Annotated in this window: 16 protein-coding genes and 3 pseudogenes; 10 read left to right on the top strand and 9 right to left on the bottom strand. The window is 60.3% G+C overall.

Going from position 1 to position 24,048, the window contains the following annotated elements; all coding sequences use genetic code 11:
- Positions 1–18: 18 nt before the first annotated feature.
- The 3 genes from X760_RS60395 to tssI are packed head-to-tail and all read right to left on the bottom strand — an operon-like array spanning position 19 to position 3,123.
- Entirely contained in the window at positions 19–360 is a 342-nt protein-coding gene (locus tag X760_RS60395) for a hypothetical protein (RefSeq protein WP_023720328.1), read from the bottom strand.
- The gene (locus X760_RS60390) at positions 360–785 is read right to left on the bottom strand and encodes a DUF6484 domain-containing protein (protein WP_023720327.1); all 426 of its coding nucleotides are present in this window, start codon (positions 783–785) and stop codon (positions 360–362) included. The genes X760_RS60395 and X760_RS60390 overlap by 1 nt, the downstream gene beginning before the upstream one ends.
- Positions 786–795: 10 nt before the next feature.
- A complete protein-coding gene (gene tssI, locus X760_RS60385) occupies positions 796–3,123 on the bottom strand; it encodes a type VI secretion system tip protein TssI/VgrG (RefSeq protein WP_023720326.1) in 2,328 nt (775 codons plus the stop codon).
- A 305-nt stretch (positions 3,124–3,428) separates the two neighbouring features.
- Between tssI and tagH the strand changes: the two genes are divergently transcribed.
- Positions 3,429–4,469: a type VI secretion system-associated FHA domain protein TagH gene (gene tagH, locus X760_RS60380; protein WP_023720325.1), complete on the top strand. Its 1,041-nt coding sequence runs from the start codon at positions 3,429–3,431 to the stop codon at positions 4,467–4,469.
- A 24-nt stretch (positions 4,470–4,493) separates the two neighbouring features.
- Here tagH and X760_RS77270 read toward each other — a convergent pair whose 3' ends face one another.
- The gene (locus X760_RS77270) at positions 4,494–4,799 is read right to left on the bottom strand and encodes a hypothetical protein (protein ID WP_198030519.1); all 306 of its coding nucleotides are present in this window, start codon (positions 4,797–4,799) and stop codon (positions 4,494–4,496) included.
- A gap of 124 nt (positions 4,800–4,923) precedes the next feature.
- Here X760_RS77270 and tssL point away from each other — a divergent pair, with 124 nt between their 5' ends.
- The 7 genes and pseudogenes from tssL to X760_RS60350 all read left to right on the top strand — a co-directional run bounded on the left by tssL (position 4,924) and on the right by X760_RS60350 (position 16,858).
- Complete coding sequence (gene tssL, locus X760_RS60375; RefSeq protein WP_348633234.1) at positions 4,924–6,264, top strand: type VI secretion system protein TssL, long form; 1,341 nt, start codon at positions 4,924–4,926, stop codon at positions 6,262–6,264.
- Between the two features lie 22 nt (positions 6,265–6,286).
- Positions 6,287–9,850 carry a type VI secretion system membrane subunit TssM gene (gene tssM / locus X760_RS60370; RefSeq protein WP_031194385.1) on the top strand — a complete coding sequence of 1,188 codons (3,564 nt, stop codon included), beginning with the start codon at positions 6,287–6,289 and terminating at the stop codon, positions 9,848–9,850.
- A 374-nt stretch (positions 9,851–10,224) separates the two neighbouring features.
- Positions 10,225–10,389: pseudogene (locus tag X760_RS76475) on the top strand (hypothetical protein); the annotation flags it as partial.
- A 256-nt stretch (positions 10,390–10,645) separates the two neighbouring features.
- Positions 10,646–11,419: a PP2C family serine/threonine-protein phosphatase gene (locus X760_RS60365; protein ID WP_023720321.1), complete on the top strand. Its 774-nt coding sequence runs from the start codon at positions 10,646–10,648 to the stop codon at positions 11,417–11,419.
- A 4-nt stretch (positions 11,420–11,423) separates the two neighbouring features.
- The gene (locus X760_RS60360) at positions 11,424–14,009 is read left to right on the top strand and encodes a serine/threonine-protein kinase (protein WP_023720320.1); all 2,586 of its coding nucleotides are present in this window, start codon (positions 11,424–11,426) and stop codon (positions 14,007–14,009) included.
- Between the two features lie 108 nt (positions 14,010–14,117).
- Positions 14,118–14,528 carry a DUF1036 domain-containing protein gene (locus X760_RS60355; protein WP_023720319.1) on the top strand — a complete coding sequence of 137 codons (411 nt, stop codon included), beginning with the start codon at positions 14,118–14,120 and terminating at the stop codon, positions 14,526–14,528.
- Positions 14,525–16,858: a M23 family metallopeptidase gene (locus X760_RS60350; RefSeq protein ID WP_023720318.1), complete on the top strand. Its 2,334-nt coding sequence runs from the start codon at positions 14,525–14,527 to the stop codon at positions 16,856–16,858. The genes X760_RS60355 and X760_RS60350 overlap by 4 nt, the downstream gene beginning before the upstream one ends.
- A 224-nt stretch (positions 16,859–17,082) precedes the next feature.
- Here X760_RS60350 and X760_RS60345 read toward each other — a convergent pair whose 3' ends face one another.
- Positions 17,083–17,583 (bottom strand): OmpA family protein, encoded by a 501-nt coding sequence (locus X760_RS60345; protein ID WP_023720317.1) that lies wholly within the window; start codon positions 17,581–17,583, stop codon positions 17,083–17,085.
- Positions 17,584–17,804: 221 nt separating this feature from the next.
- On the opposite strand from X760_RS60345, the gene X760_RS60340 reads away from it, so the two are divergent.
- Positions 17,805–18,398 carry a hypothetical protein gene (locus tag X760_RS60340; protein ID WP_031194381.1) on the top strand — a complete coding sequence of 198 codons (594 nt, stop codon included), beginning with the start codon at positions 17,805–17,807 and terminating at the stop codon, positions 18,396–18,398.
- Positions 18,399–19,875: 1,477 nt separating this feature from the next.
- Positions 19,876–20,151, top strand: a complete 276-nt coding sequence (locus X760_RS76470) for a hypothetical protein (RefSeq protein ID WP_156948118.1) — start codon at positions 19,876–19,878, stop codon at positions 20,149–20,151.
- A gap of 372 nt (positions 20,152–20,523) precedes the next feature.
- On the opposite strand, the gene X760_RS60315 is transcribed toward X760_RS76470, so the two are convergent.
- The 4 genes and pseudogenes from X760_RS60315 to X760_RS76460 form a co-directional block, all read right to left on the bottom strand.
- A complete protein-coding gene (locus X760_RS60315; RefSeq protein WP_023720310.1) occupies positions 20,524–21,777 on the bottom strand; it encodes a caspase domain-containing protein in 1,254 nt (417 codons plus the stop codon).
- Positions 21,778–21,788: 11 nt separating this feature from the next.
- Positions 21,789–22,895, bottom strand: coding sequence for an OmpA family protein (locus X760_RS60310; RefSeq protein ID WP_023720309.1), 1,107 nt, complete (start codon positions 22,893–22,895; stop codon positions 21,789–21,791).
- A gap of 456 nt (positions 22,896–23,351) precedes the next feature.
- Positions 23,352–23,756, bottom strand: a pseudogene (locus tag X760_RS76465) (ATP-binding protein); the annotation flags it as partial.
- Between the two features lies 1 nt (position 23,757).
- Positions 23,758–24,048, bottom strand: a pseudogene (locus tag X760_RS76460) (sensor histidine kinase); the annotation flags it as partial.

The following is a 24,048-nucleotide window of genomic DNA, read 5'->3' as shown; positions in this document are numbered from 1 at the left end:
CCTGAACGTCGTGTTCGTCTACTTCTGGCCGCCATTGCTCGACAGATACGCCCTCACCTTGGGCAGGTCGAGTTCCGCGATCCTCGATGGTGCGCCCTTGATTAGCATGCGCAAAACAAACAACTCGCCCGCTTCGGGATACTCGGCATAGAGCGTTTCAGCGATCTCCTGCCCGACCTCTCCTGCGATACGCAGACCGTCTAGATGCGAGTCAAGCCGTTCCACAAGACGCGCCAGCCGCTCCTCGTCCATGTCAGGATTCTCGTCCGGATACAGCAGATAATGGTCGTAGACCGTCCATAGAAACGCTGCCATTTCGGCATGCTGGCGAACGATCTCGCGCAAGACGATCTTTGGCATCAGTTCAGATTCACTGACCCGCCACGGACCCTGTTCGTGGCGCTGGCATGGCTCGTCACATAGGTGCCGCGGATGGTGATGTGGCCATCCTTTTCCATGATAATCGTTGCCTTGCCACAGCGAAGCTCGATCCGCTCGTCGCCGACTATGGTCACCAGCTCACCATCGCGAATGACCTGCGGCGTCGGAGATTTGCGGGCAGGTTCGACGATTCGACCCACGATCAAGGGCCGCGCCGGGTCACCCTCTTGGAAGAGCAATGCGACTTCCGCCCCGATCATCGCCGAGGTGAGTTCAGTCAGGCTGCGTGCGGGAACTGCCGCATCACCTGGATTGCCGGGAAACACGACCAATGGCGAATCAGAATTGAAGCCGAGAAACAGGCCGATCACCACACCTTCTATGCGTTCTTGAACCTCGGTCATGCCGGAATCCCTAGTTCTGATTTATCTTGCTGCCCTTCATGGTGATGTCGCTAGACGCCTTCACATTGATCGTGCCGGACCCCTTTATCATGATGTCCTTGCCTTCTATGGTGATGGTGCCGTCCTTCTTCATCGTAATGGACGATGAACCGCATTTCAGGGCGATAGCGTCGCCTGCTTCGATCAGGAATGTCTTGGCGACGGTGATTTTGCCGTCCTCGCCGATCTGTACCATGCTGGCCTTGGCTATCTCCAACTGGAAGGCGCCACCGACCTTGGTGCCGTCGTCCTTGGCAATTTCCGTGCGCCTCCCCGCGCCAATCTGGCTATTCTGATCTTTGGCGATACTAAACTTCTGGGTGCCGCCGATCGTCACGTCCTGATTTGACGCGATGTTCCAGCTGTCGTCGGCACCTATCTGATGGCTCTGAGCGGCACCTACGGTGACAGAGCGTTTTGACCCGATCGTGTTGGTCTGCGCGGACCCTACCGTGCGAGTCTCGGTCGCGCCGACGCTGTCCACGCGCGCTGCCCCCACGGTGATCGCCTGGGCTATGGCCACGGTCTGCGCGTGATTGGCGCCGATGGTCTCGGTCGAGTTTGAGCCGATGCTGATGGTCTCGTTGGACCCTACCTTCAACGAGCGGTTTGACCCCACCGTTTCCGTATCGTTGGAGCCGATATTCGTCGTCTGGTCGACGCCGATCTTGACCGTCTTGTTGTTGCCGACGTCCTCATCAAGGTTGTGGCCGACGGAGTGCTTGGCGTCGTGGTCGATGCGGTCGGACTGGTCGTGCTGCACCAGCTTGGTGCGGTCATTCTTGATCAGAAGGTTATGGTCCTTCTGAGCCTGGAAATTGACCAGCTCGGAGCCGGCCTTGTCCTCGAACATCAGCTCGTTGTAGCCACCGCCGCCTTTCGAGGAGTCCGACTTCCAGCCCGATTGCGTAGCGCTGCCCGGCAGTCCGTAGGGCGGCATTTGGGAGGCATTGTAGACGCGGCCGGTGATGATCGGCAGATCCGGGTCGCCTTCGATGAAATCGACGATCACCTCCTGACCGATACGCGGTATTTGGATGAACCCCCAGCCGCTGCCGGCCCATGTCTGCGAGACCCGCACGAAGCAGGAGCTGTTCTGGTCCTTCTTGCCCAGACGGTCCCAGTGAAACTGGACCTTCACCCGTGCATATTTGTCGGTGAATATTTCCTCGCCGGAAGGTCCGACCACGGTCGCCGTCTGCGGCCCGCGCATGATCGGTCGTGTCGTGACCCGCGGCGGACGATAGGGCAAAGCCGTAGGTGCCACACCAAGGATCACCTTGAAGTTCTCGCTGTCGACATCCGCATGGGCTCTGTAGCCCGGGTCGAACAGCCTGTATTCAGCGCTGACCACCAGATACTCCTGGTTCTGGTCCTCGCGCGGAAAGCCATCCAGCTTGAACGTGCAGCCGGAATAGAGGCCGCGCAGGGTTCCGACCGCGGCGACGCGCTGGTGCACCGCCTGGATTTCCTCGCGCCGGATCGCCGCCAGGCTATCGCCGCGGCCCACTTCCAGATGGGCGCCGGGCTGACGGTAATTCTCGCCCGCAGCCAGCTTGTGACTGAACGGCTGGGCCGATTTGGCCATCAGGTCGGCACCCGGTTTCTTGAAATCATAGTCGGTATGGACATAGGCGCCCGGCCGCACCGAGCTGCCCGGGATCCATTCGGTGATGTATTCGACATCGCGCCGGGAGCCCTGCCCCTCGAAGTGGTAAGGCACTTTTTCATAGCCCGGCGCCGGCTTCAGCTTGCTCATCGCGTCGGCGAGCACAAGCGTGTGCTTGCCCTCGCCATGCTCGAAGAAATACAAAATGCCCTCGTGCTCGAGCAGCCGCTGCACGAAGTCCAGATCGGTCTCATCATATTGCACGCAATATTCGCGCGGCGGATAGGAACCTTGCAGGCGTTTCTCGAATTTTGCCGTGCTGTATTTCGAGAAAACCTCCTCGACGATTTCGATGACGCTCATGTTCTGGAAAATGCGGCAGTCGGTCGTATTGCCGAGAAACCAGAGCCATGGTCTGACGACCGTTTCGTAGTAGGCCAGCTGGTCCTCGATCCGGGTAAGTCTAAACTCGGACACCAGGCCGCTGAACCAACGTTTTGGATCGGATTCACCTTCGATCGAGACGGCCCCACCCAGCATCTTCAGCGGATCGATGTCGTGGTCGGTACTTACGAACCCAACCGTGTAGCCAAAACAACGGCTTATCTCATCGCGCCCGACAAGGTGCGTGAAGGTCAACAGCTCGGCGCCAATCGGCGTCTCCACAACCGTGGCACGTTCATTTGGCATTGGTCGTGCCCCTCCTGGACCCGGTAGTCAGTGGATTTGAAGGTCCTGCTATACTGTCCTGCTATACTAACGACGACAGGTTCAGGAACTGAAAGCTCACAACAATTCTCTTTGCTGGTCCGTGTTGAGCGTACCACATGTTGTTGCGCGGGCCAAAGAGGCATGCCAGCAGAGCTGGGCGAATCAGCAAGATCCAGAGTTCGCCCGCTGCCTTGCGCCAATGTGATGCGAAATTGGATTAGCCACGTTAAAAACATGGAGTATCGTGCCGAGAAGGCCGCCAGCGATCACACAGGCGATTGTGCATGTTAATCAGTCTGCAGATCAGCAATGTCGATGCCCTGCCCGCTGGCGTATCCCCCGGCTACAGATCGCGTGATCGCACCTTCAAAATCGGTCGCGAAAATTGCGACTGGATCTTACCCGACCCGGACAAGTTCATTTCCGGCCGGCATTGCCAGATTCGATACGAGGCAGGCGCGTTTTGGCTGCATGACATCTCGCGCAATGGCACTTTCATCAACGGGTCGAGCCAACGCATCACCGGTCCGCACCGGCTGGCGCACGGCGACAGGCTCCTGGTCGGCCGCTACGTCATCTTTGTATCGATTGACGAGCGCGCCTCGCCGACCCATCCGCAAGGCGACGAAGGTTCGACACAACGACACATGCCCGTCGCGGCCGATCGACTGCTTGGCTCTGGAGGCGAGCCTTTCTTGAATTCGGCACAGCCATGGCCCGAGCAACAAGCACCGTCGCTGCCCGCGTCGGTCCTTTCGACGAGAGACGAGGTGCTGCGGGAAATCGCGATTGGAGCGGGTATTTCCCCGGAACTGCTGCAGTCGCGGGACCCGCATGAAGTCGCGGCCGAAATTGGCTCGGTCCTGCGGGTGGTGGTCGAGCAACTGGCCATGCTGCTGAAGGCACGTGCGGCCGCCAAAACGCTGGCCAAGAGCACGCACCGGACAATGATAAGCTCCGCCGACAACAACCCGCTTAAGTTCGTGCCGGGAATCGACGACATCCTCGAAATCATGTTCGCACGGCGTAGGGCCGGCTATCTCGATGCCAGGCACAGCGTTGAAGACGCATTCCGCGATCTCAAGGCGCACGAATTTGCCACCTATGCCGCCATGCAAGCTGCGCTGTCGCGACTGCTTGACGACCTTTCGCCGGAAGCGATCGGCAAAAAGCTCCCGCCGACATCTTTTACCTCGAAGAAGGCCCAAGCATGGGACGCTTTTGTCGGGACGTGGAGGAGCATGGAGGAAGCACACGAAAACGGCATGCTGGATATATTCTTGGCCTATTTTAGCGAGGCGTATGCAAAAGCTGAGCAAAAATAGACCGGCGCAACAGACTGTGGCGCTTTAGCTGACAAAGAAAAACGCATCGGCGCGCCGCATCATGTTCCAATCGAGAACATCTGCGATTACGATCACATACGACAAGTTCGCCAAGCGGGTAAGCCTGATTGACCTGGGGTCTGCGGCAGATGTCATATTGCGGCGCCATAGTTTCTTGTAGCTCCGGACCGCGACCGTGCCGGTATGATACTTGCCTGCGCTATCCGGCCAGGAAAGATCTGGCGCCTCTCGCACGCGAACGCGGGCACCGCATGGCAGCGGCACATCGGCGATGAGCTCGAAGGACGATCCTTTCGGCCCGGTGGGCAAGACCGTCATCCGCCCACGGCGCGGGCAGAATGCAAAACCAGCCGCAAACGAACCGATTGCGAAGACTGCCGGACCCTCGGACGTCAAGGAGTCGACAGTTTTCGAACCTGACATAGGTCGGCATATGCCGCCGGACTGGACATCCGGAACCATTCTTTATCAGGGAGCATCGTCAGGTGCAGCGGCCAAAGCCGGGGCAGCCGAGTCAAGGCCGATCATTCAGCAGGAGGTGCTGCTCGAAGCCGCAGACACGGTCAAATATTCGACGGCAAATCCGATCCTCGCTGCGTCAGCACCATTGCTCGTCCTGTTCGGGCATCTCAGGCTCGCGCCGGTTGAAAGACAGGCGGCGCCATTGGCCCAGCATATCGCCGAAGCGATCGAGAGGTTCGACCGGACGCTGGAGAAGTCGGGCGTTGCCGAAGAGGATGCGCGGATCGCGAAGTTCGCCCTTTGCGAAACCGCCGACGATCTTGTTGGCAACCTGCCCTGGACCGGCAAGGACACCTGGGCACAGCACAGTATGTTGTCGCGGTTCTTTCACGTTGAAGCCACGGGCGCCGGCTTTTTCGAAGCGCTGAACAAGGTGCTGGCCAATCCGGAGCCACACTTAGACCTGCTGGAGCTGATGCACGTCTGCCTGTCCGTGGGATTTGAGGGCCAGTATCGGGATCTGGCGCGCGACGATACCAGTCTGGAACGTGTGCGGCGCGACGTCTACGAGACGCTTCGCCACTTCAGGGCCCGCGCCGGAGAGGACATCTCCCCCCGCTGGCAAAGCATGGCGGCGACGATGGTGCCGTCTTCGACCCGCCTGCCGCTCTGGGGTGTTGGCGCCGCGGCATCAGCCCTGCTGACGGCCGCGTTCTTCACGTTGCGGGCGTTCGTGACCGATGAAGGCGATGCTGCAGCCAAACAGTTGCTGGCGCTCAATCCCTCGACGCCTGTGACGATCGAGCGCGCCAGTGTGGTACCCCCACTTGCCGAACCGGTGACAGTTGCCTCGCCTGCCGCAACCGAGCAGATCGACCGCATCCGCTCGGCACTGTCCACGCAAGTCGAGCGAGGCGGGATGACCATCGGCACAAAAGGCGACTTCATCGTAGTGGAGATCAACAATCAATTGTTGTTTCAGCCTGGCAAGACCGAAATGAAGCCTGAGTCTCAGTCACTGGCCGCACAGATTGCCGCAGCCCTTGAGCACGAGCCGGGGCCAATCAGGATCGTTGGCCACACGGACAATGTGAAACCACGGAAATCGAGCGCGTTCAAATCCAACTTTGACCTTTCGGTCGCCCGGGCGAAGGCTGTTGAAACAATGATCGCCGCGAAACTTAGCGATCCCTCACGAGTGACCGCCGATGGCAAGGGCGCAGATGAGCCAATTGCCGACAATGCGACGTCCGAGGGCCGCGCCAAGAACCGCCGTGTCGACGTGATGATCCCCAAGGAAGAAACGCTGTGAAGACCGCCGGTGGGAAGCGCCAATGATGCGTTGGCTGCCGCGGATATTCAGCACGGCCGCGTTGGCCGGTTTTGCGGCAGCGATCTGGTTTGCTGGACCTTTGATCCGCTTCGCCGATATCCGGCCGCTGGGACCGGTCTGGTTGCGCGCGACAATCATCGGCACGATCGTAGCGACCGCGGCCCTCGGTTACGGAGTGCGCGTCTGGAAGGTGAGAAAGGCGCAAAAAGCGCTCGAGACCGTCGTTGCCCGCAACGACGGGAGCAATGACGACTCACCGGTGCTCGAGGCGCGCATGAGTGAGGCCATCGCAGCACTCAAGCGCTCGAGCCGCAAGCGCAATTTCCTCTACGAGGTTCCCTGGTACATCGTCATTGGCCCGCCGGGCGCCGGCAAGACGACCGCACTGGTCAATTCGGGTCTGAACTTTCCGCTTGCCGGTTCAGGAGACGCCCAGCCGGTGGCCGGGGTTGGCGGCACCCGCTCCTGCGAGTGGTGGTTTACCGAAGAGGCCGTGCTGATTGACACGGCGGGACGCTACACCACCCAGGATTCTAATGCAGGAAGAGACACCAAGAGCTGGCTTGCGTTTTTAGCGCTGCTCAAGAAATACCGCACCAGACAACCGATCAACGGGGTTATCCTGGCCATCAGCCTTGCCGATCTTATCAGCTTCGATGACCAGCAGCTCGACGCCCATGTCGTTGAAATACGCGGTCGCCTGAGGGAGATCCACGAGACGCTGAAAATCCAGTTTCCGGTGTACCTGCTTTTTACCAAGGCCGATCTTGTTGCCGGCTTCATGGATTATTTCGGCAGTTTCGAGGAGCCGCGCAGGCGCAAGGTCTGGGGCGCGACATTCCAGACCACAGACCGCAACAAGAACATGGCCGGTGAGGCTCCGGCCGAATTCGATGCACTGGCGAACCGCTTGGCGGACGAGATGCCTGACCGCCTGCAGGAACAGCCTGATCCGGCCTTGCGCATATCGATGTTTGGCTTTCCGGCCCAGTTTTACGCGCTCAAGGGCCGAATTGCCGGTTTCGTGACCAGCCTGTTCGATCCGGTCCGCAGCCAGGTGAACGTCAGCTTGCGTGGGCTCTACTTCTCGTCGGGGACCCAAGAGGGAACGCCGATCGATCAGGTGTTGGGCGCAATCGGTCGCAGTTTCGGCAACAATTCCCGCCCCCATCTGTCCGGGACCGGCAAGAGCTTCTTTTTGCACGACCTCCTGACCGATGTCATTTTCGCCGAATCCGGATGGGTTTCCTATGACCGGGCCACTGAAAGGCGGGCAGCGGCCCTCAGATATGGCGGCTTTGGCATCATAGCCTTGATCACTGCAGCGGCCCTTGGCGCGCTCGGGATGAGCTTCATGGCCAACCGCTCGCTGATCGCCTCCACGACGCAGGCGATGAGCCAATATCGCGAGACAGCGGACGCCCTGCTCAAAAGCACGACGGTCACCGATGTCGACCTTGAAAACGCCATCGGGCCGCTCGACCAGTTGCGCAACATGCCGGCCGGTTTCGAAACCAGTGACTTACCCGCACCGATCGACGAAACGGTCGGCCTTAGCCAGCGGGAAAGGCTTCTTTCGGCATCGACAACGGCCTACCGGCAAGCACTGGAACGAATGTTGCGCTCGCGTCTGCTTATTCAGGCTGAGCGGAAAGTTCAGGCGACGATGGCTGAACCCGCCGCGCTTTACGAACCGCTCAAGATCTACCTGATGCTTGGCGGCAAGGCACCCAAGGTCGATGACGCGTTGGTCATCTCCTGGATGAAGCAGGATTGGGAACAAAACCGGTATCCCGGCGAGAGCAACCGGTCAGGACGCGCGCAGCTCGAAAAGCACTTACGCGCCATGCTTGCGCTGGACGATGCCTATGATCCGGTTTTCGAACTCAACCAGCCGCTTGTGGAAGCCGCCCAGCGTTCGCTCGGGCGTATGAGCCTTGCCGATCGTGCGTCCGCATTGATCAAGTCGGCGGTGTACGCGGCTGCGCTGGACGATTTTTCTGTTTCGCAAAAAGGCGGCCCGGAAGCGCAGCTTGTGTTCGAGCGCGTCGATGGCGGCGATTTGTCGAAGCTCCGTGTTCCCGGTCTCTACACCCATGCCGGATTCAACAACTTTTATCTCGGACAGCTTTCGCGCATTGCGCAGACACTCGTCGAGGACCAGTGGGTACTGGGCGGTGGCGGCGAGCAAGGCGGCATCGATCAGGAGTTGCTCAAGCTCGGCCCCGAACTTCTCGATCGCTACGGCAAGGAGTTCGCAGCCGCGTGGAACAGCGTTCTCGATGCTTTGAAATTCAAAGCCATGCTGAACGACAAGCCGCACTATGTCGCGCTTTCCGCCGTTGCCTCACCAAGCTCGCCGATCGAACAGCTTTTTACCGCGATTGCCGACGAAACAGCCCTAGCGCGCGACCCTGTCTCCGGCGAAGACTCGGGCACTCGGATGCAAGCCGGCACCGTTATGCGCCAGTCCCAAGACGCCGCAGACATGGCCAAGGGCCTGGCTCGCATCGGCATTCAAATTAGCTCCTCAAAATCGCAAAGCCGTGCCGGTACGGGGTCTGCAAAATTTCAAAGCCAAAACCCCGGGGCAAGTATCGAAGCGCAGTTCAGGTCCTTCCAAGCTCTGGTAAGCGGTCCTTTTGGACACCGACCGATCGATGCGCTGACCCAGAATTTTCGCGACATCCATCAGAGCCTGCAACTGGCAACCGAGGTCGCTTCGCAGACGGAACGTGTCAACGCCAACCTGCAGCTGCAGGTAGCCACCCTTCGCGCCAATGCATCGCGCCTGCCCAAGCAACTCGGCAGAATGGCCAACGCAACTGCAGACGAATTTGAGGGCAACGCGGCTGAAATTTCGTTGACGAATTTGAACGAGATGCTCGACCAGGCCGTCACGCAGCCGTGCGAGGAGGCGGTCAACGGCCGCTACCCCTTCGCCCGCGATGGTACCCAGGATATTGCGATGGCGGACTTCGCCAAGTTGTTCTCTCCGGGCGGCCTGATGGACCGGTTCTTCGCACAAAACCTTGCTTCCTTGATCGACATGAGCGGCAAGGACTGGAGCTGGAAACAGAATGCGCGCTTTGGGCGCGACCTGTCGAAGTCGACGCTGAAAAACTTTCAGCTGGCTGCGGAAATCCGCAACGCCTTTTTCCCCTCGGGCGGATCAATGCCCTCGGTCAACCTGACCTTTACCCCGTTCTCGCTGAATGGCGATGCAGACGCTGCGGTGCTCGACGTCGACGGCCAGATCGTCCAGAGCAACCAGGCGGGTAACACGCCAAGCACGATGTCCTGGCCGAGCGGCGCGGCCTCGGCGTCCGCCAGTCTGAGACTGATGCCGGAAATGCCGGGCCGCAAATCCGTTATCAGCTTCGAAGGGCCGTGGTCGCTGAAGCGGTTGTTGGACAAGGCGACGATCACCAGCAAGGACGGCACTGTTGAGGCGCGCTTCGTAGTCGGCGGACGCGACGTGGCCTATACGATCCAGACCGGTTCCGGTCCCAGCCCTTTCTTCCTACCGGCACTTTCCGCATTCAGCTGTCCGAAGGCGTTTTGAGGTGGATTGAGCCTCGCCGAGGGCAAGTAAGATCGCCAAATCTAGTCGATCAGAGGTTTGTCTTGCATCAACGAGCGGCATCAGCGAACGCTTGGTTGGTTCGCATATCCAAACCGTCGCCTTGTCAAACGATGCCTTACCGATCCGGGGCAAGCAACCGCCGCGGCCGGAGCCGGACGAGCAGCGTTCGTCCAAGGAACAGTATTGAGAACGGGCGTGTCGCTGCCGGCGCTGGCTGATGTCCTGTTTGGCGGGCAGCGAAACGGATCTCCCATAAATCTCGAGCACTGCTGCAACTTCGTCGAACATCCGGACGTCACGGGTGACGATCGATATTTGGCTAGTACCGACCCTCCTGTTTCAACGGCGGCGTCGGCAATGCGCGCTGGGTGGGCACGCCGCTCACTCGGATCCTGAAAGAAGCCGGGGTACTCGGCAGTGGCATCCAGGTGGCCTTCTGGGGCACCGATGATGGCGAGATTACACGACATCATTCCGCACAATCCGGAGTACCTGACCGGCTGCCTGGATGTTTGTGAGATGAGCTGGAACACTTAGGCACCGGCATGTTGTGAGACAGACGGGGAGATCGCAGCATGCGCAGTTGACCAGGCAACGGAGCGCTGTCGCGCCCTCAAATCATCACTTGAGCTCTTTCTAGTGGGACCTCCCCATAAGGGTCACGCGCTCAACGCTAGATTTCGATATTTTAATATTCGAGCCTGTGGCAAAGTGGCGCCAGCGAGCGCCTGAGAGTGCGCTGCAGAGGACGCTTCGAGAAGCGCTGGTGGCAAGTTGAGCGATGTCGCCCTTTCCTTTGAGAGCTTCGGCGTAAGCCACAATGGCTGTGTCCGCGAGCACAATGAAGACAACTATTTGGTCGAGCCGCGAACCGGCCTGTGGGTGGTGGCCGACGGAATGGGTGGGCATGAAGCAGGAGAGGTTGCTTCAGCCAGCATCGTCGACCATCTGGCCACGATCGGCATTGCCAGTTCCGCCCCGGACCTTCGTGCGCGCTTCGAGGATAGGCTGAGCCGCGCCAACGCCGAGATCCGCAGGATCTCCGAATCCCGCGGCATAACCATCGGCTCCACCGTTGCCGCCTTGTTGGCGATGGATGGGCGATTTGCATGCCTGTGGGCGGGCGACAGCCGGGTCTATCTGATCCGCAACGGCTCGATCTCGCAGATCTCGAAGGACCACACCGAAGTTCAGGAACTTCTCGACCGCGGCATGATCAGCGCAGCCGAGGCGCTCACCTGGCCGCGTCGCAATGTCATCACGCATGCGGTAGGCGTCAGCGACGAAATCGTCATCGATTTCCAGCAAGGGGAAATCATGCCGGGAGACATCTTTGTGTTGTGCACCGATGGGCTGACCGCGCATTTGACCGACGCCGAAATCGGCGCCGCGGTCGTGTCTGCGACACCTCAGGCGGCCTGTGAGGCTCTGCTGAGAACGGTGCTGGAGCGAGGCGGCACAGACAATGTTACGATTGTGCTGGTAAAATTCGCAAACAGAAGCAATGGACACCCCCCCTACCCTGATCTGTCCAGAGCGGAGGGTTGAGCTGATGAGCGCCGACGACAAGACGCGAATATCGCCGCAGCTGGCCAACACCGCCGTCGGCACGCAGCTCAGCGGCATCTACGAACTTGACGAGCGGATCGCATTCGGCGGCATGGGCGAGGTCTACCGCGGCCACAACATCCAGACTGGCGACCATGTCGCGATCAAGATCGTCCTGCCCGAATTTGCCCGCGACCCGACGATCTTGTCCTTGTTCCGCAAGGAAGCGTCGATCCTCAATCACCTCTCGCATGATGCGGTCGTGAGATATCACGTCTTCACGATCGATCCAGGGATCGGTCGTCCCTACCTTGCGATGGAATTCGTCGACGGCGAGTCGCTACACGACATCATGCGACGTGGCCCAATGCCGACTGAGGAGGTGCGCAGGCTCTGCCATCGGCTCACGTCGGGTCTCAGCGCCGTGCATCAGGCGGGAGCAATTCACCGCGACCTCTCCCCGGACAACATCATCTTGCCAGGAGGTCGGGTCGATCGGGCCAAGATCATCGATTTCGGAATCGCGCGATCGGCGACCGTCGGCGGTGAGACCCTGATCGGCGGAAAATTCGCGGGAAAGTACAACTACGTTTCCCCCGAACAGCTTGGGCTATACAGCGGCGATGTCAGCGAGCAGTCGGACATCTACAGCCTGGGGCTGGTGCTGGTTGCCGCCCTGCGCGGCAAGCCGATCGACATGAGCGGGTCCCAATTCGAGATCATCGAAAAGCGTCGGACCGTGCCCGACCTGTCCGACATCGACGACGGCTTTCGTGACATTGTTGAAGCCATGCTGCAGCCGGATCCGCGAGACCGCCCGGTGAGCATGGCGGAAATCGCCAGGATGACGCGCGACGAGGACGAAGGGACAACGCCGCCGACGTTCGTCCCAAACCGCGGCAGGCCGGGTTTGCCACGAGCGGGGCAAACCCTTGCGCCCGATCCGAAGGCCTCGTCCCCGCCATCCAATGTCTTGGGCCATGACGCGCCTTTGGCAGGCTCGGGCGGGCAGCGCTTTGTCCAGCATGTCCGGCCAGCGCTGTTGTCCGAACCGCGGGCCTCACCGGTCGCCGCGCCGCCACGTGCGCTCGTTGGCGCTGTTCGCGGAAAATCTACAAAGCGCCGAGCCATCGCCATCTCTGCCTTCGCGACATTGGCTCTCGCCTCACTTGCCGGCCTTTATTTCAGCGGCTTTACGACACCCACCGCGCCAACCGCCGGCAAACCCTCGCTTTCCGCGCCAGAGCCACCACAACCTGCACCACAAGCAACAAGGCCTGTCCCCGAAGCATCAATTCCTGAGGCAGAGGCGTCAAAGCCGCTGGCGACGGACCAGGATACGGACTCCCCTGAGCCGCCACAGGCGGTTCCAGCCCCAAAGCCGCAAACAGAGGCTACATTAGCACCAGCTGAAAGTCAGGCGGAGGCCCCCGCGGCTCGAACGCCGCCGCCGGCAGCGTCGCCAAAGATGCTCCCGCAAATACAGGAAACGTCGAAGCTGTCGGCAAGTGGGGCGCAACCGCCGGCCGAAAACGCAGCGCCGTCAATTCAGCCCGATACGCCCTCGCCGCCTGCCAAGCTTGCTCCAGCCCTCCCGCCGGTCGAAAAGGCTCCCACGCCGCCCGCGGCGCAGCCAGACGCCGCGGCGAGCCAAAAGCCTGAACAGCAGGCAAGCCAGGCGGAGGCGAAACCGGCCGCGCCAGCTCCCAAGCCGGCTGCAGGCCAGGCGGATGCGACGAGCGCAAAGGAGCAGCAGGCCGACCTGCCGCCGCCCAAACACCAGGCGAGCCGGCCGGCGAAGGCCATACCAGCAGCGCCCGTTCCAGAGCCGGCTGCACGCCAGGCGGATGCGACGAGGGCAAAGGAGCAGCAGGCCGACCTGCCGGCGGCCAGAGAACCAGACCAGGCCATGGTTGCCCTGAACCTGCCTAAGCCGGAAGTTGCCCCTGTGATCGACGATATAGCGCAGCGTGTTTCGTGGGTTCGCGACTTCAGCGGTGGCGACTGTTTCTACGCCGCCGTGACCTCCATAACCGATAAGACCGCTGCCATCGAAGGATTTGGAACCGCGGTCCAGCCATTCGAGCAGATGCTGGCTGATTTCCAGGCAAAGTTCCACGTTGAGCCCGACATCAACGTGCGCCTCATTGAGCCGAGCCAGTGCGAAGTCACCAACTTCCTGCGTTTTCTGGGGCAGGCTGCTGGCGAAAAGCCGCAGCTCGTTCTCGATCGAACATCGGTGCCGAACGGCACACCGATCAGCGGTACGTTGGTGACGCGTGGCGGGCTCATTTCCAGCGTGCTGCTGATCGACCACAAAGGCATGATGTTCAACCTCGATGACCGCATGGTCGTACAATCGGACAAGGCTACCTTCAGCATCCCGATCGGTCTCGGCGCCGCCGACAGGGCTGCAGGCAAGGCCGTGCCGCAGATCATCATGGTGATCACCGGCCCCCAGGATATCCAGGCGGCTGCGTTCTCCACGCCAATGCCAGCCTCGCAGCTGTTGCCCAAAATTCTCGAGGAAATCGAGGCCAACGGATCCAAGTTCTCGGCCAGCGCCAAGTATTTCCGGCTCGGCGGGTAGCATGGGCGTCCGATGGAACTCCGTAGCTCGCGTTTGCCCCGCTCGTCTTCCGACCTGCCCTTAAAGCAGCGTGGTCGGCTTCTAACCTTGCTTGCCTCGAGGGCCCGGATGAGGCTCGCGGTCGTTTCGGCCGCCGCGTTGCTGGGCGTGCTCTCATGCAACGAAGCGCGCGCCGAATTCACGGTGTGCAATCAGACGCTCGACGTCGTCAACCTCGCCGTCGGCCAGGAGGTCGACAATGCCGATCAGACCGATGGGTGGTGGACCATCGGCGCAAATCAGTGCGTGAACGTCATCCGCGAGGAACTGACGAACCGCTACATCTACCTCTACGCCACTGACGTTTTCGGCCACGCCATCCTGACGGGATCGACCGAAATGTGCATTGAGCGGCGACGTTTCTCGATACGCGGCATCGACGAATGCTGGCAGCTTGGCCATATTGCTGCGCGATTCGTTGAAGTCGATACGCTTGAACAGGTGCGGTGGACGTTTTTCCTGACCGGAAGCAGTCCGTGACGCACGCTATCGACACCAGCTTCAAGGAGAAAAAGCAAGCACGCGCTGCCCTCCGCCGGCGCACCTTTTGGCGCAGGCTTCTTGCCGGCTTCGCCACAGTTTTCCTGTGTTCGATTGCCGCCGGCTTCTACCTCACCGCGGACTATTGGTCGTTTGGCGACGAAGACGAGGATCTGCATGCGGTCGAAGGAGCCGACGATGTGCCGGCCGATGCCTCTGTTTATGTGCCTGCCATTATCGGCCTGGCGGGGGATCCGATGTGGATCACGCTCGCCCCCGATTCCGACGCCGCAACGAAAGGCCGCGTTGTTCCGCGTCCGGCCGAACTCGACCAGGCCGGGGTTTCGCCACAGATCGAGATCTTGTCCGACGTCATGCTTAGCGCCAGCGAGAAATTTATGACGACCATACCGTCGACGCAGGAGGATTTTGCGTTCTTCCAGGCGCAACGAAAGACGGCCCCCGCAGCCTCCAGCGATCTGCAGAACGATCTTGAGCCATCTCCTGCCGCGGATGAACCCGCCCCTGCCGCCGATCAACTGGCCGAAGCCGATGACCCGGAGGCCGGCTGGGGTGAAACAATCGAAGCAGGCGATGCAGCTCTTCCCGCGTTCCACAAGACCCAGATCGAAAACAACACCAGCGTCGCAACTGTCACGAACGAATTTCAGCGGTTCGAGGCTACGGAAGACACGTTCGTGAAGATCCTCAACGATCGCAGTCTGGATAGCGTTGCGCTCGATGCACATTTCTCCGCCGACGACGCCAAGCAGGCAGGCGAGGCGCTGAAGGCGCTCTTCGGCCGGGACGGCCTGGAACCGGGCTATGTCGTGGCCATGCGTGGATACCGACCCAACCGCGAGACGACAACGATGTCCCTCATGCAGGTGTCGATCTACGCCAAGAACGTCTTTGTCGGTACGCTGACGCGCAATGCCGCGGGCGTGTTCGTTTCGGGCGTTGATCCTTGGGTACGGGAAGATCTTTTCAACTACTCGGGCGCGCCGGCGGAAGGCGCCCACAAACGGCAATATCGTCTGCTCGACGCGATCTACTCGACAGCGGCACGCAACAGCGTTCCGACCGGCGTGATCGGCGAAGCCATCATGTATCTGTCGAGAGGCCAGGATCTGGACGCCTTCGCAAGCGAGGACCAGCGTCTTGTGCTGATCTATTCGCAGACGCCGCGCGGCAAGGACGAAGGCGTTGGGCGGGTGCTGTATGTGGGTGTCCAGGGCACGACAAAAACTCTCGACTGTTTCGTTTTCCAGCAGAGCGATGGCCAGTTTGCATGCGTGACAGGCGACGATCAGGTCCGCTCGCTGACGGTCACCAACGGCATGGTCACACCGGTCAACGGGGTGTTGACCTCGACCTTCGGGCCCCGCAAGCACCCAATTCTGGGCACCGTTCGCATCCACAAGGGCGTCGATTGGGCGGCGCCGGTCGGCACGCCGATCGCAGCCGCCTTCGATGGCGAAATCAGCTTCCAGGGCGATGGGGGCGGCTATGGCAATCTGGTCAAGATTTCGCACGGAAACGGGCGCGAGACGCGCTATGCGCATATGCAGAAATTCGCAATCGTGGGCGGCGTCGGCACCAAGGTCAAGGCAGGTGACATCATCGGCTACATCGGCACCACCGGACTGTCGACCGGACCGCACCTGCATTTCGAACTCTACCAGAATGGCGCGGCGATCGACCCGCTGGGCACAGTTACTGCGGTCGCTTCGGACTTTTCCGCCGTGGAAACGCTCACCGACCGCATCGTCCATGTCGAAAGTGGCGGCAGTGCCCGTGCCAAGAACCCGAATTCTTCAGCGACCGGTGCCGGCCAATTCATCACCAAGACCTGGATCCGTATGATGAATACATACCGCCCTGAACTTGCACGCACGCTCTCGACCGCCGACCTGCTTGCCCTGCGTTACGACGCCACGATCTCGCGCGAGATGGTTCGCAATCTGGCGCGAGAGGGCGAAGCCTATCTTCGGGCGCGCGGCCACCAGATCACAGCCGGCCGGCTCTATCTGTGCCATTTCCTCGGCATGGAGGGCGCGCATCAGGTGCTGTCGGCGTCGGGTTCGGCGCAACTGAGCGCCGTGCTCGGATCAGCCGTCATCCAGGCCAATCCCTTTCTCACCGGCAAGACCGCCAGCTATGTCGTGGACTGGGCCGAAAGGAAGATGGGTCGAAAGCTCAGCCCAGCCACGACCGCGGCGAGCCAGCAGACGACGACCACCACTGAGGTCCGGCAGACATCGCCCGAGTTCGCAAAGTACAAACAGGTCATCACGGCGATGCTGAGCACCGTTCAGAATGCGCTTTGAGCCAGGGCATGGCGTCGCAAGTCGCAGCCGCTTCGCAGGCGCAGACCGATTGGTCCGCGGGGTCAGCGATTTCCCGACCAAGGCTCTGTAATTCGGCGCCAGTGTGGTGATGGGCGGCGTGCTGGAGGACTGACAGCAGCATTCAAACGGCTGCCTGCTCGCGGCAAAGCAGTTGTGGCTCGAAACTGCCGCACAGTTTTCCGGCAGCATGGGCCAGAGTTTCGCTACTCGGTCTTTATGCGCATTTCCACCCGGCGATTGACAGCATCGTACGGGTTGGGGCTGCGCGGATGCGCTTCGCCCAGGCCGATCGGGTTGATGCGGGCAGCCTCAATGCCGCTTGATGTCAGGAAGGACGTCACAGATTGCGCGCGTCGCTGTGAGAGCCGCTCATTGTAGTTTGCCGGTCCGGAAGCGTCGGTATAGCCTTCGACGACGAAGTGGAAACTGCTCAGCCGATTGTCCTTCAGGGCCTTGGCAAACTCCGCGAGCTCGGCGCGCGCGGTTGCGTCGAGTTCGGCCGAATCGAGCCCGAAATTGATCAGCATGTCGAGACTGGGTTTCTCGGCGAGTCCGTCTTTTGCTTTGGTCCTGCTCTTGCACTGCTCCTCGGTGCCGACACAAATTCCACGCGACTTGCCGAGATCGGCCGCGCCGGCAAAAAACTTGACGATGTCTTCTGATTTCTGGACAGGGTCGGCGCAAACATGGGTCGAGAAAACCATGACCGCCAACACCAAAGGTGAACTGGCCCACCGCATAGCGGTACTCCTGTTGAGCATCCGATATTACCAACCGTGAACATACCAAATTCCGAAGCAATTGTCTGCGGGAAATACCGTGCCGCGGCTGTGTCGCCGGTCATCACCCCGCCGCAAGTTGAGACTTGACCCGCGCCGCGCTGCGGGCTTGAGTGCCGACAGGCTCTCGATGAAAGCGTGGCGTCATGGGCAACGGGCTCCGATTCAAAACGGCACGAGATCTTTTCATGGCTTGTCCCGCCGCTGCCCGAGACATGCAAACCCTTCCAACCGACCAGCGTTCGATCGATTTTTGCCGCGATCTCCTCGCCGGGCGCGTTCCCGAAGAGGCAATCACCTTTTGTGCCTACCTGCTGCCGGATCGGGCTGCGGTCTGGTGGGCTCATGAATGCCTTGGGCATTTGAGCGAGTTGCTGGATGAAACCGATCAAAAACTGCTCGCACTCGTCAGCAACTGGGTGAGCGAACCGAGCAGCGCCCACCATCGTGCGGCGCTGGGCCAGGCAGCGGCAGTGCCACCTACAACCCCGGGCGCCTGGATTGCCTTGGCTGCGCGATGGCGTGACAATGGCCTAGGTACTGGCGGATCCGTCGGCCGCACAACCTTGCCACCGGCCTTACAGCCGCTTCCTGCCGCCCATGCCGTCAATGCCGGAGTTCTGGCAGGGCTCGCGCGTGTTGCACTGGCGGACCGTTTTGCCGTTCTATCTGCCTTTGTCGAAATGGGCTTACAGATGGCCGAGATCGAGGCGCTGCGCCAATCAGCGGACGCATACTAGCCTCGCATCTTTTCTGTCTGGGCTGTAGGCGAGAGGGAACAACTGCTTGGCGCGAATGTCCAAAGGGGTCGGATAGGCTGGAACTGCACAGGGCCGAGAGTGGAACTCAGAGATGACGGTTGATCAGATTCTCATCCGCGGGTTGGCTACCGTCTTCCGTCCCTTCGTCTCGGTGCTTTCCTCGGTCTAGAGGGCGGGCATCGGGTGGATTGTGCGGGCCACCAGCCTCAGCCCTCGAAGATGAGGTCTCGCAATATGCTGCTGCCCCTGGGTCGCCGCGATCTTGGTGTGGCGTTGCCACAACGGGCCACATTGAAATCAATTCGATGTACGCAGGCTCGCCGAAGGCTCGTCAGCCAGTTCCTGCTCTCGCTGGGTCAAGCGCGGCTAGCAATACGGCAAAGTGCTCCGGCATTTCTTGATCGACTTCCAACCTGGCCGCTTGCGCAACACCTGACGATTGCCTTCTGAACTGATCAATCGTCGGAAGGCTGTCCGTGCTCTTCGTGATGGCGGCATCAGCTAGAGCGGAGTTGGTCACGTCAGCCCCCGTCCTGATCGAATGAGCGCAGAGCCCCCTCCTTCTTGCCATCTGCCATTAATGACGCAAAGGCGCACCACGAGGTCCCACTGACGGCCCACGTTTGGTCCACTTCATCAGTTGTTGCTGCTGCCTATGCGTTGCAGAGGTGGTACGCTAGACGGCTTACTTCCGCCCCGACGAGGACCGAAGAAACCCAATCATGCGGTCACTCTTTGTCGGCTCGATCAATTTCATCAGCAAAGACTTGTGCTCACCCGGAAGCCCCTGTTCTACCGGAAGATTTAGCGCCTTGCGAAGGTAGTCGCGGACGGCTTCTGACGTGATCCACCGTCGTATGAGGTCGGCGATAAGCTTCTGCTTCCTCTCGTCGGCCTGAGCCATGGCCGGCCCTACATGCGAATAGGTCCGAACCTCCGGGCGAACCGATTTGTTCCTTAGCTATTCTTTGGTGTCGAGCAGGACGGCCCTTCCATCATGTGTCGCCAGATCGATCAGAATTTCACACAGTTCGAGGTCCGTCTCGTCTGCGTGTGGGCACAGGGCCCGGAGGGCCGCTACGGCCGTTCTAAGGGACACCACGTTGCCGTCCGACGCGGCCTTAACGGCTCTGGCAATAGCTTCAGGCGTAATGCCTCCCGGCGCTGTATCCATGGTACCCGACCCCTCGGTGCCCTAGGGTCATCTTGCCGGGAACTTAGGAGAGGTCAACAAACGATTTCGTGTGGAATGGGAGGTCGGAAATATGTGGCAGAAATGCTCGCGCGGTGACCAGCTTGTACCCTCACCATCACTGGCGAAGACGGACGCCGCCCCGCTCACCTTAACGTTGACCGTAAAGGTTCTTCGGGGCGCCTTCTCAAATTCTCCTTTCCTGTAGATTTGGAAACGAATGGACGGTGTTAAGGCTTTGACGTGCCCGGTGGCGCAGTGTCTATGTCAATAGTCACCTCGCCCGCCACGTCAGCCCTGGCCGCCTCCAGCCCTGCAATCACGACGTGGTCTAACCAAGCCTTTGCTTGCTCGCTGAAGTCCGCCATGGGGGCATCTCGTTTTGCCACCTCCAACCTCGACGACAGGCTCCTCCTGCTGGCGGCGAGCTTCCTTCCCGCGCTCAAGGGCTTCTTTAAACTTTGCCATCCCTGTTGCTCCGATTTGTCATCAGGCCACCCCCAGATCGGCTATGGCGCCCTTTCACTAGAACGCGCGTAGTCGGGTACGTTGCGTTGGTGGAGCCTTTGAGTTCGCTGCTATTCTCATCTGGCTCGCTCAGAAGTCTTACAACGGAATGGCAATTCTTGCCGGCGCGGCGCCGTAACCGGCATCGTTAAGGGCGTTTGACTTGCCGACCGTCGAGCGTAGCGCGCCGTTCAACATCTGCCGCATATAAGCCTCCTTAGAAGGCTTCGTGCAGAAAGGAATCTTGTTCATCTCCATCATCATGGTGCACGCCGACACGCTGTTGTGGAGCTCATCCGTGGCACTCGAGCGCGCCATTTCCTGATTTCCGCACACGACGAATGTCTAGATGGGGATTGGTCCTCGCCTATTTGACCAGGAATTTTCGAACCGAAGGTCCAGATCTTACTTGCAGCCGCCTTGCGCCCACTTCGCCAGCGCCACCTTGAAGCGCGTCCCGAGCGGATGTTGCAGGCGCAGCACGGAGACATCGTTGGCGGCGAAATTCTTCGCCTGTTCGCACAGCCGAACCTCATCCCACTCATGGCAGCCATTGCAGTGCTTGCGCTGCCAAACCGCTTTGTCGAGCCCTTCCACGGGAGTGAAGAGCGGCTTGCCCGTGATCAGCTCGGCGATACTCTTGCCGTCGATCTTTGGATCTCCAAAATCGACAGGTCGGTCGAAAAAGATCGGATCGTCCGAAGCCAGTCTCGGGATTTTCTGACGCAGGACATTAAGTGCAAGCTGTGCCTCATCCTCGCCTGACGAATTTGCGGTGGCGTTTCGCCCATCCGAGCTGTCTTCCGCTTGTTGCGGAGCGGTCGCTTCGCCGACGATCAGCGGCGCGTTGAGATCGACCCTGTGCAAAACGACCTCGGTGGTCAGCGAAACATTGATCCACGGGCGCTGCTTGCCGGCGGTTGCTTTGAAGACATCGGCGGTGACCATGTTCATCGCGTCGGTGATGGAGACGTTCGAAGCCCCAATATGGGCAAGCAACGCGGACGTGAACGGCGAATGTTCGCTCGATCCGTCATAGGCGACCTGATTGGGACTCGTGGAAAACGCGACCAGCGTGCCCGCGCCGCCATTCTCGATCGGGATTTCGGCAAGCCCGCTTCTCGCTCCCTTGACGCCGGCGGCCTTTGCCAGCACTTCGGCCAGAGGATTGTCTCGACAGGCGTCGAGGAAAATCAGTCTTATGCTGGTCTCGCGCGACATTTGCCGCAAAACGAACTCGACAGGCACCGCCTCGAAATCAAGCGAGGTCTCGTCTTCCAAGGCAGCATCGACCGGAAGCAGGTAGTTGCTGCCTGAGACCTGCAAACCGTGGCCGGCGTAAAAGAAAAGGGCAATGTCGGCGCCGCGCACCTGCTTTGCGAACTGCGCAATCGTGGTCTGGGTCTGCAATTTGGTCAGATCGAAACCGGAGACGACTTCAAAGTCCAACTTGGCAAGGCGGTCGGCAACAGCCTGCGCGTCGCGGACTGGGTTGGTCAGCGCCGGCGCATGCTGGTACTGGGAGTTGCCAAGGACCAGAGCAACACGGCGTTCGGCATCGGCTGCCGTCAATGTCAATAGCAGCGAGAGTGTCACCAGCCCAATCGCGCGCAGGGCACTGCCAAAACAGGCAATCAGATCGAAGCCCCACCGGAACAAGAGGTCCTTCCTCAGTTGACGAGCTTGGTGGCGGAAAACTCGATCCGCCGGTTGAGCGCCTTGTTCTTCGGCGTATCGTTGGCCGCAACGGGCCGCTCCTCGCCATAACCGGTTGCCGTAATCTGCGTTCGTGCAATACCCGCGGCAACGATGGCATCGGCAACGGCCTGGGCCCTGCGCTCCGACAGCAGCTTGTTGGTGGCAGGCGAACCATCGGAATCGGTGTGGCCGGAAACCTCTACCTTCAGGCCGGGGCACTTGCCCACCACGCCAACCACCTCCGCCAGCAGCGGACGGCTTTGGTTGTCGAGCCGCGCGCTCGCCGACCGAAAGTAGATGGCCCCGGTGCGGGAGAGCACCGCGAACCGGTTGAGGCACTCCTCGTCGCTGAAGTTCGCTTTCGCGGCATCGGTGGGGACGGGTCCGACGTCGGCGGTACTTGCCGCGACTGTCTGCACGGCAGCGGGCTTGCTGCCGTCGGCGTTGAACACGAAATCGAATGATACCGAAGCGGTCGGAACAATGTTGGTCACATTGGCGGCCTGCTGCAGTTTGTCGACATTCGGCAGCAGTCCGAAGTCCTCGACATGCACGGCAACAGGTGTCTCCGAAGCGACGGAGACCATGCTGTCGCTGATCATGGTCACGACGATATTGGCCTCGAGATCCTTGTCGACCCCGTGCAGGTTGAGGCGGAACGGCAGCACTGCCTTCACCCTCCGCTTGGTCCCAAGGTCGGCCAATGCGGCAGGGTCCACTTTTGCGGTCAGTTCGGCGGACGGATACTTGAATGTCTCAAAGAAAAGGAACCGCATGCGGACATTGCGAAGGTCGACACCCGTGTCGACGGAGTTGAGGTCAAAGGTGATCTTGGCCTCACCCGTCGAAGAAAGAGTGCCGGCTATGTTCCTGATCTTGTTGGTTTCGACGATCGTGTTCTTCTTGACCGACTGGTAGGTGAGCACGGAGGCCGTCGGGTCGAGTGTCCAATTCGTCTGTGCATTCGCGCTTTCCAGCCCAGGCAACAACAGCACCGATATCGCGACGATCAAGCCAAGGGTGTTTAGGGCGAACCAGCTTCTCGAGCCCGTTTTCCAGTCTCCGACGACTTCGAACATGAACCCCCCCACAGGACAACAGCCTTCCGTGTCGCAATCACGACCATGCCGTGCCAAGGAGAGCATAGAGCAATTGTCGAGGCTTGGCGAGCATCGGCCAATCGACCGCATGGGTGTAAATTCCGCTCAGGTCCCGGGCTGCTGAAGTCCGGCAAAATGGCGTTGCGCGAACACAGGCTACGCAGCAGTCTTGTTGGCGGACAATGGAGCTGATTGGAGAATATTCGCTGCGCCACCTGCCGCTGTCTTGAAGCCGGTCACGCTGGACCAGCCCAAGCGAGGGAAACGCCCCGCTTACTCCATCCTGCTTCTCCCGCGGAATGCAGCTGCCCGCTCTTCGACGGAATTTCGACCATGTGAAGCAGGCCGTGAAGGGCGCCTAGCCTATTTGCAGGCACCTGCTCAAACCCGCGACATGAAGCCAGCCGCCAGCCTGCTATGTTCGACAGCAATCGTTCAGCTTGCTGCCGCCGACCGTTTGAAAACGATGGTCACCTTCGTCCCTTTGTTGGCGCTGGACTCGACAGCTAGCTGCGCCTTGGCGTTCTCGGTCAGCGATCGCGCGATCAGCGCTCCAAGCTTGCCTGGCTTGGGCCACATCTCGCCTTCCGGCAGGCCGATTCCGTCGTCCGCCACTATAACCCGGCAGCCGTCGCCATCGACGATGCTGTGCAGCATTATCGTGCCGCCGTCGCGCCCCCGGAAGGCATGTTTTAGTGAATTGGTCAGCAATTCGTTCACGACCAGTCCCGCCGGCATCGCGACGTTTATTGACACCGGATATGTATCCACCTTCAAATCCAGCCGGATTCCCTCGACTGCATGCGAGCTCATCACCGCGGACGCGATCTGGCTGAGATANATCCACCTTCAAATCCAGCCGGATTCCCTCGACTGCATGCGAGCTCATCACCGCGGACGCGATCTGGCTGAGATACACACCAAGGTCGACCTCTTCCTTCGGCTCGTCGGCCGTTAGCGTCTGGTAGAGGATCGCCAAAGCGTCGACGCGACCGGCGAGGCGCTCAAACCGTCTCCGGTCGGCCTCGGTAGCGTTGCGGCTTTCCAGCCGGATCAGTGCGGTGATCATCTGCAGGTTGTTCTTCACCCTGTGCTGCAGTTCGCGAAGCAGTGTGTCTTTCTCGCTGACCCG

It is taken from the genome of Mesorhizobium sp. LSHC420B00, from assembly GCF_000503055.1.
Lineage (GTDB): Bacteria > Pseudomonadota > Alphaproteobacteria > Rhizobiales > Rhizobiaceae > Mesorhizobium.
Note: the sequence above shows the minus strand (reverse complement) of the source record. Positions and strands in the feature narration are given on the sequence as shown.

Bases quoted from the DNA above. Each gene is read 5' to 3' on its own strand.
- X760_RS60395 (WP_023720328.1), bottom strand. From the start codon at position 360: ATGCCAAAGATCGTCTTGCGCGAGATCGTTCGCCAGCATGCCGAAATG.
- X760_RS60390 (WP_023720327.1), bottom strand. From the start codon at position 785: ATGACCGAGGTTCAAGAACGCATAGAAGGTGTGGTGATCGGCCTGTTT.
- tssI (WP_023720326.1), bottom strand. From the start codon at position 3,123: ATGCCAAATGAACGTGCCACGGTTGTGGAGACGCCGATTGGCGCCGAG.
- tagH (WP_023720325.1), top strand. From the start codon at position 3,429: ATGTTAATCAGTCTGCAGATCAGCAATGTCGATGCCCTGCCCGCTGGC.
- tssL (WP_348633234.1), top strand. From the start codon at position 4,924: ATGCCGCCGGACTGGACATCCGGAACCATTCTTTATCAGGGAGCATCG.
- tssM (WP_031194385.1), top strand. From the start codon at position 6,287: ATGATGCGTTGGCTGCCGCGGATATTCAGCACGGCCGCGTTGGCCGGT.
- X760_RS60360 (WP_023720320.1), top strand. From the start codon at position 11,424: ATGAGCGCCGACGACAAGACGCGAATATCGCCGCAGCTGGCCAACACC.
- X760_RS60355 (WP_023720319.1), top strand. From the start codon at position 14,118: ATGAGGCTCGCGGTCGTTTCGGCCGCCGCGTTGCTGGGCGTGCTCTCA.
- X760_RS60345 (WP_023720317.1), bottom strand. From the start codon at position 17,583: ATGGTTTTCTCGACCCATGTTTGCGCCGACCCTGTCCAGAAATCAGAA.
- X760_RS60340 (WP_031194381.1), top strand. From the start codon at position 17,805: ATGGGCAACGGGCTCCGATTCAAAACGGCACGAGATCTTTTCATGGCT.
- X760_RS76470 (WP_156948118.1), top strand. From the start codon at position 19,876: ATGTCAATAGTCACCTCGCCCGCCACGTCAGCCCTGGCCGCCTCCAGC.
- X760_RS60310 (WP_023720309.1), bottom strand. From the start codon at position 22,895: ATGTTCGAAGTCGTCGGAGACTGGAAAACGGGCTCGAGAAGCTGGTTC.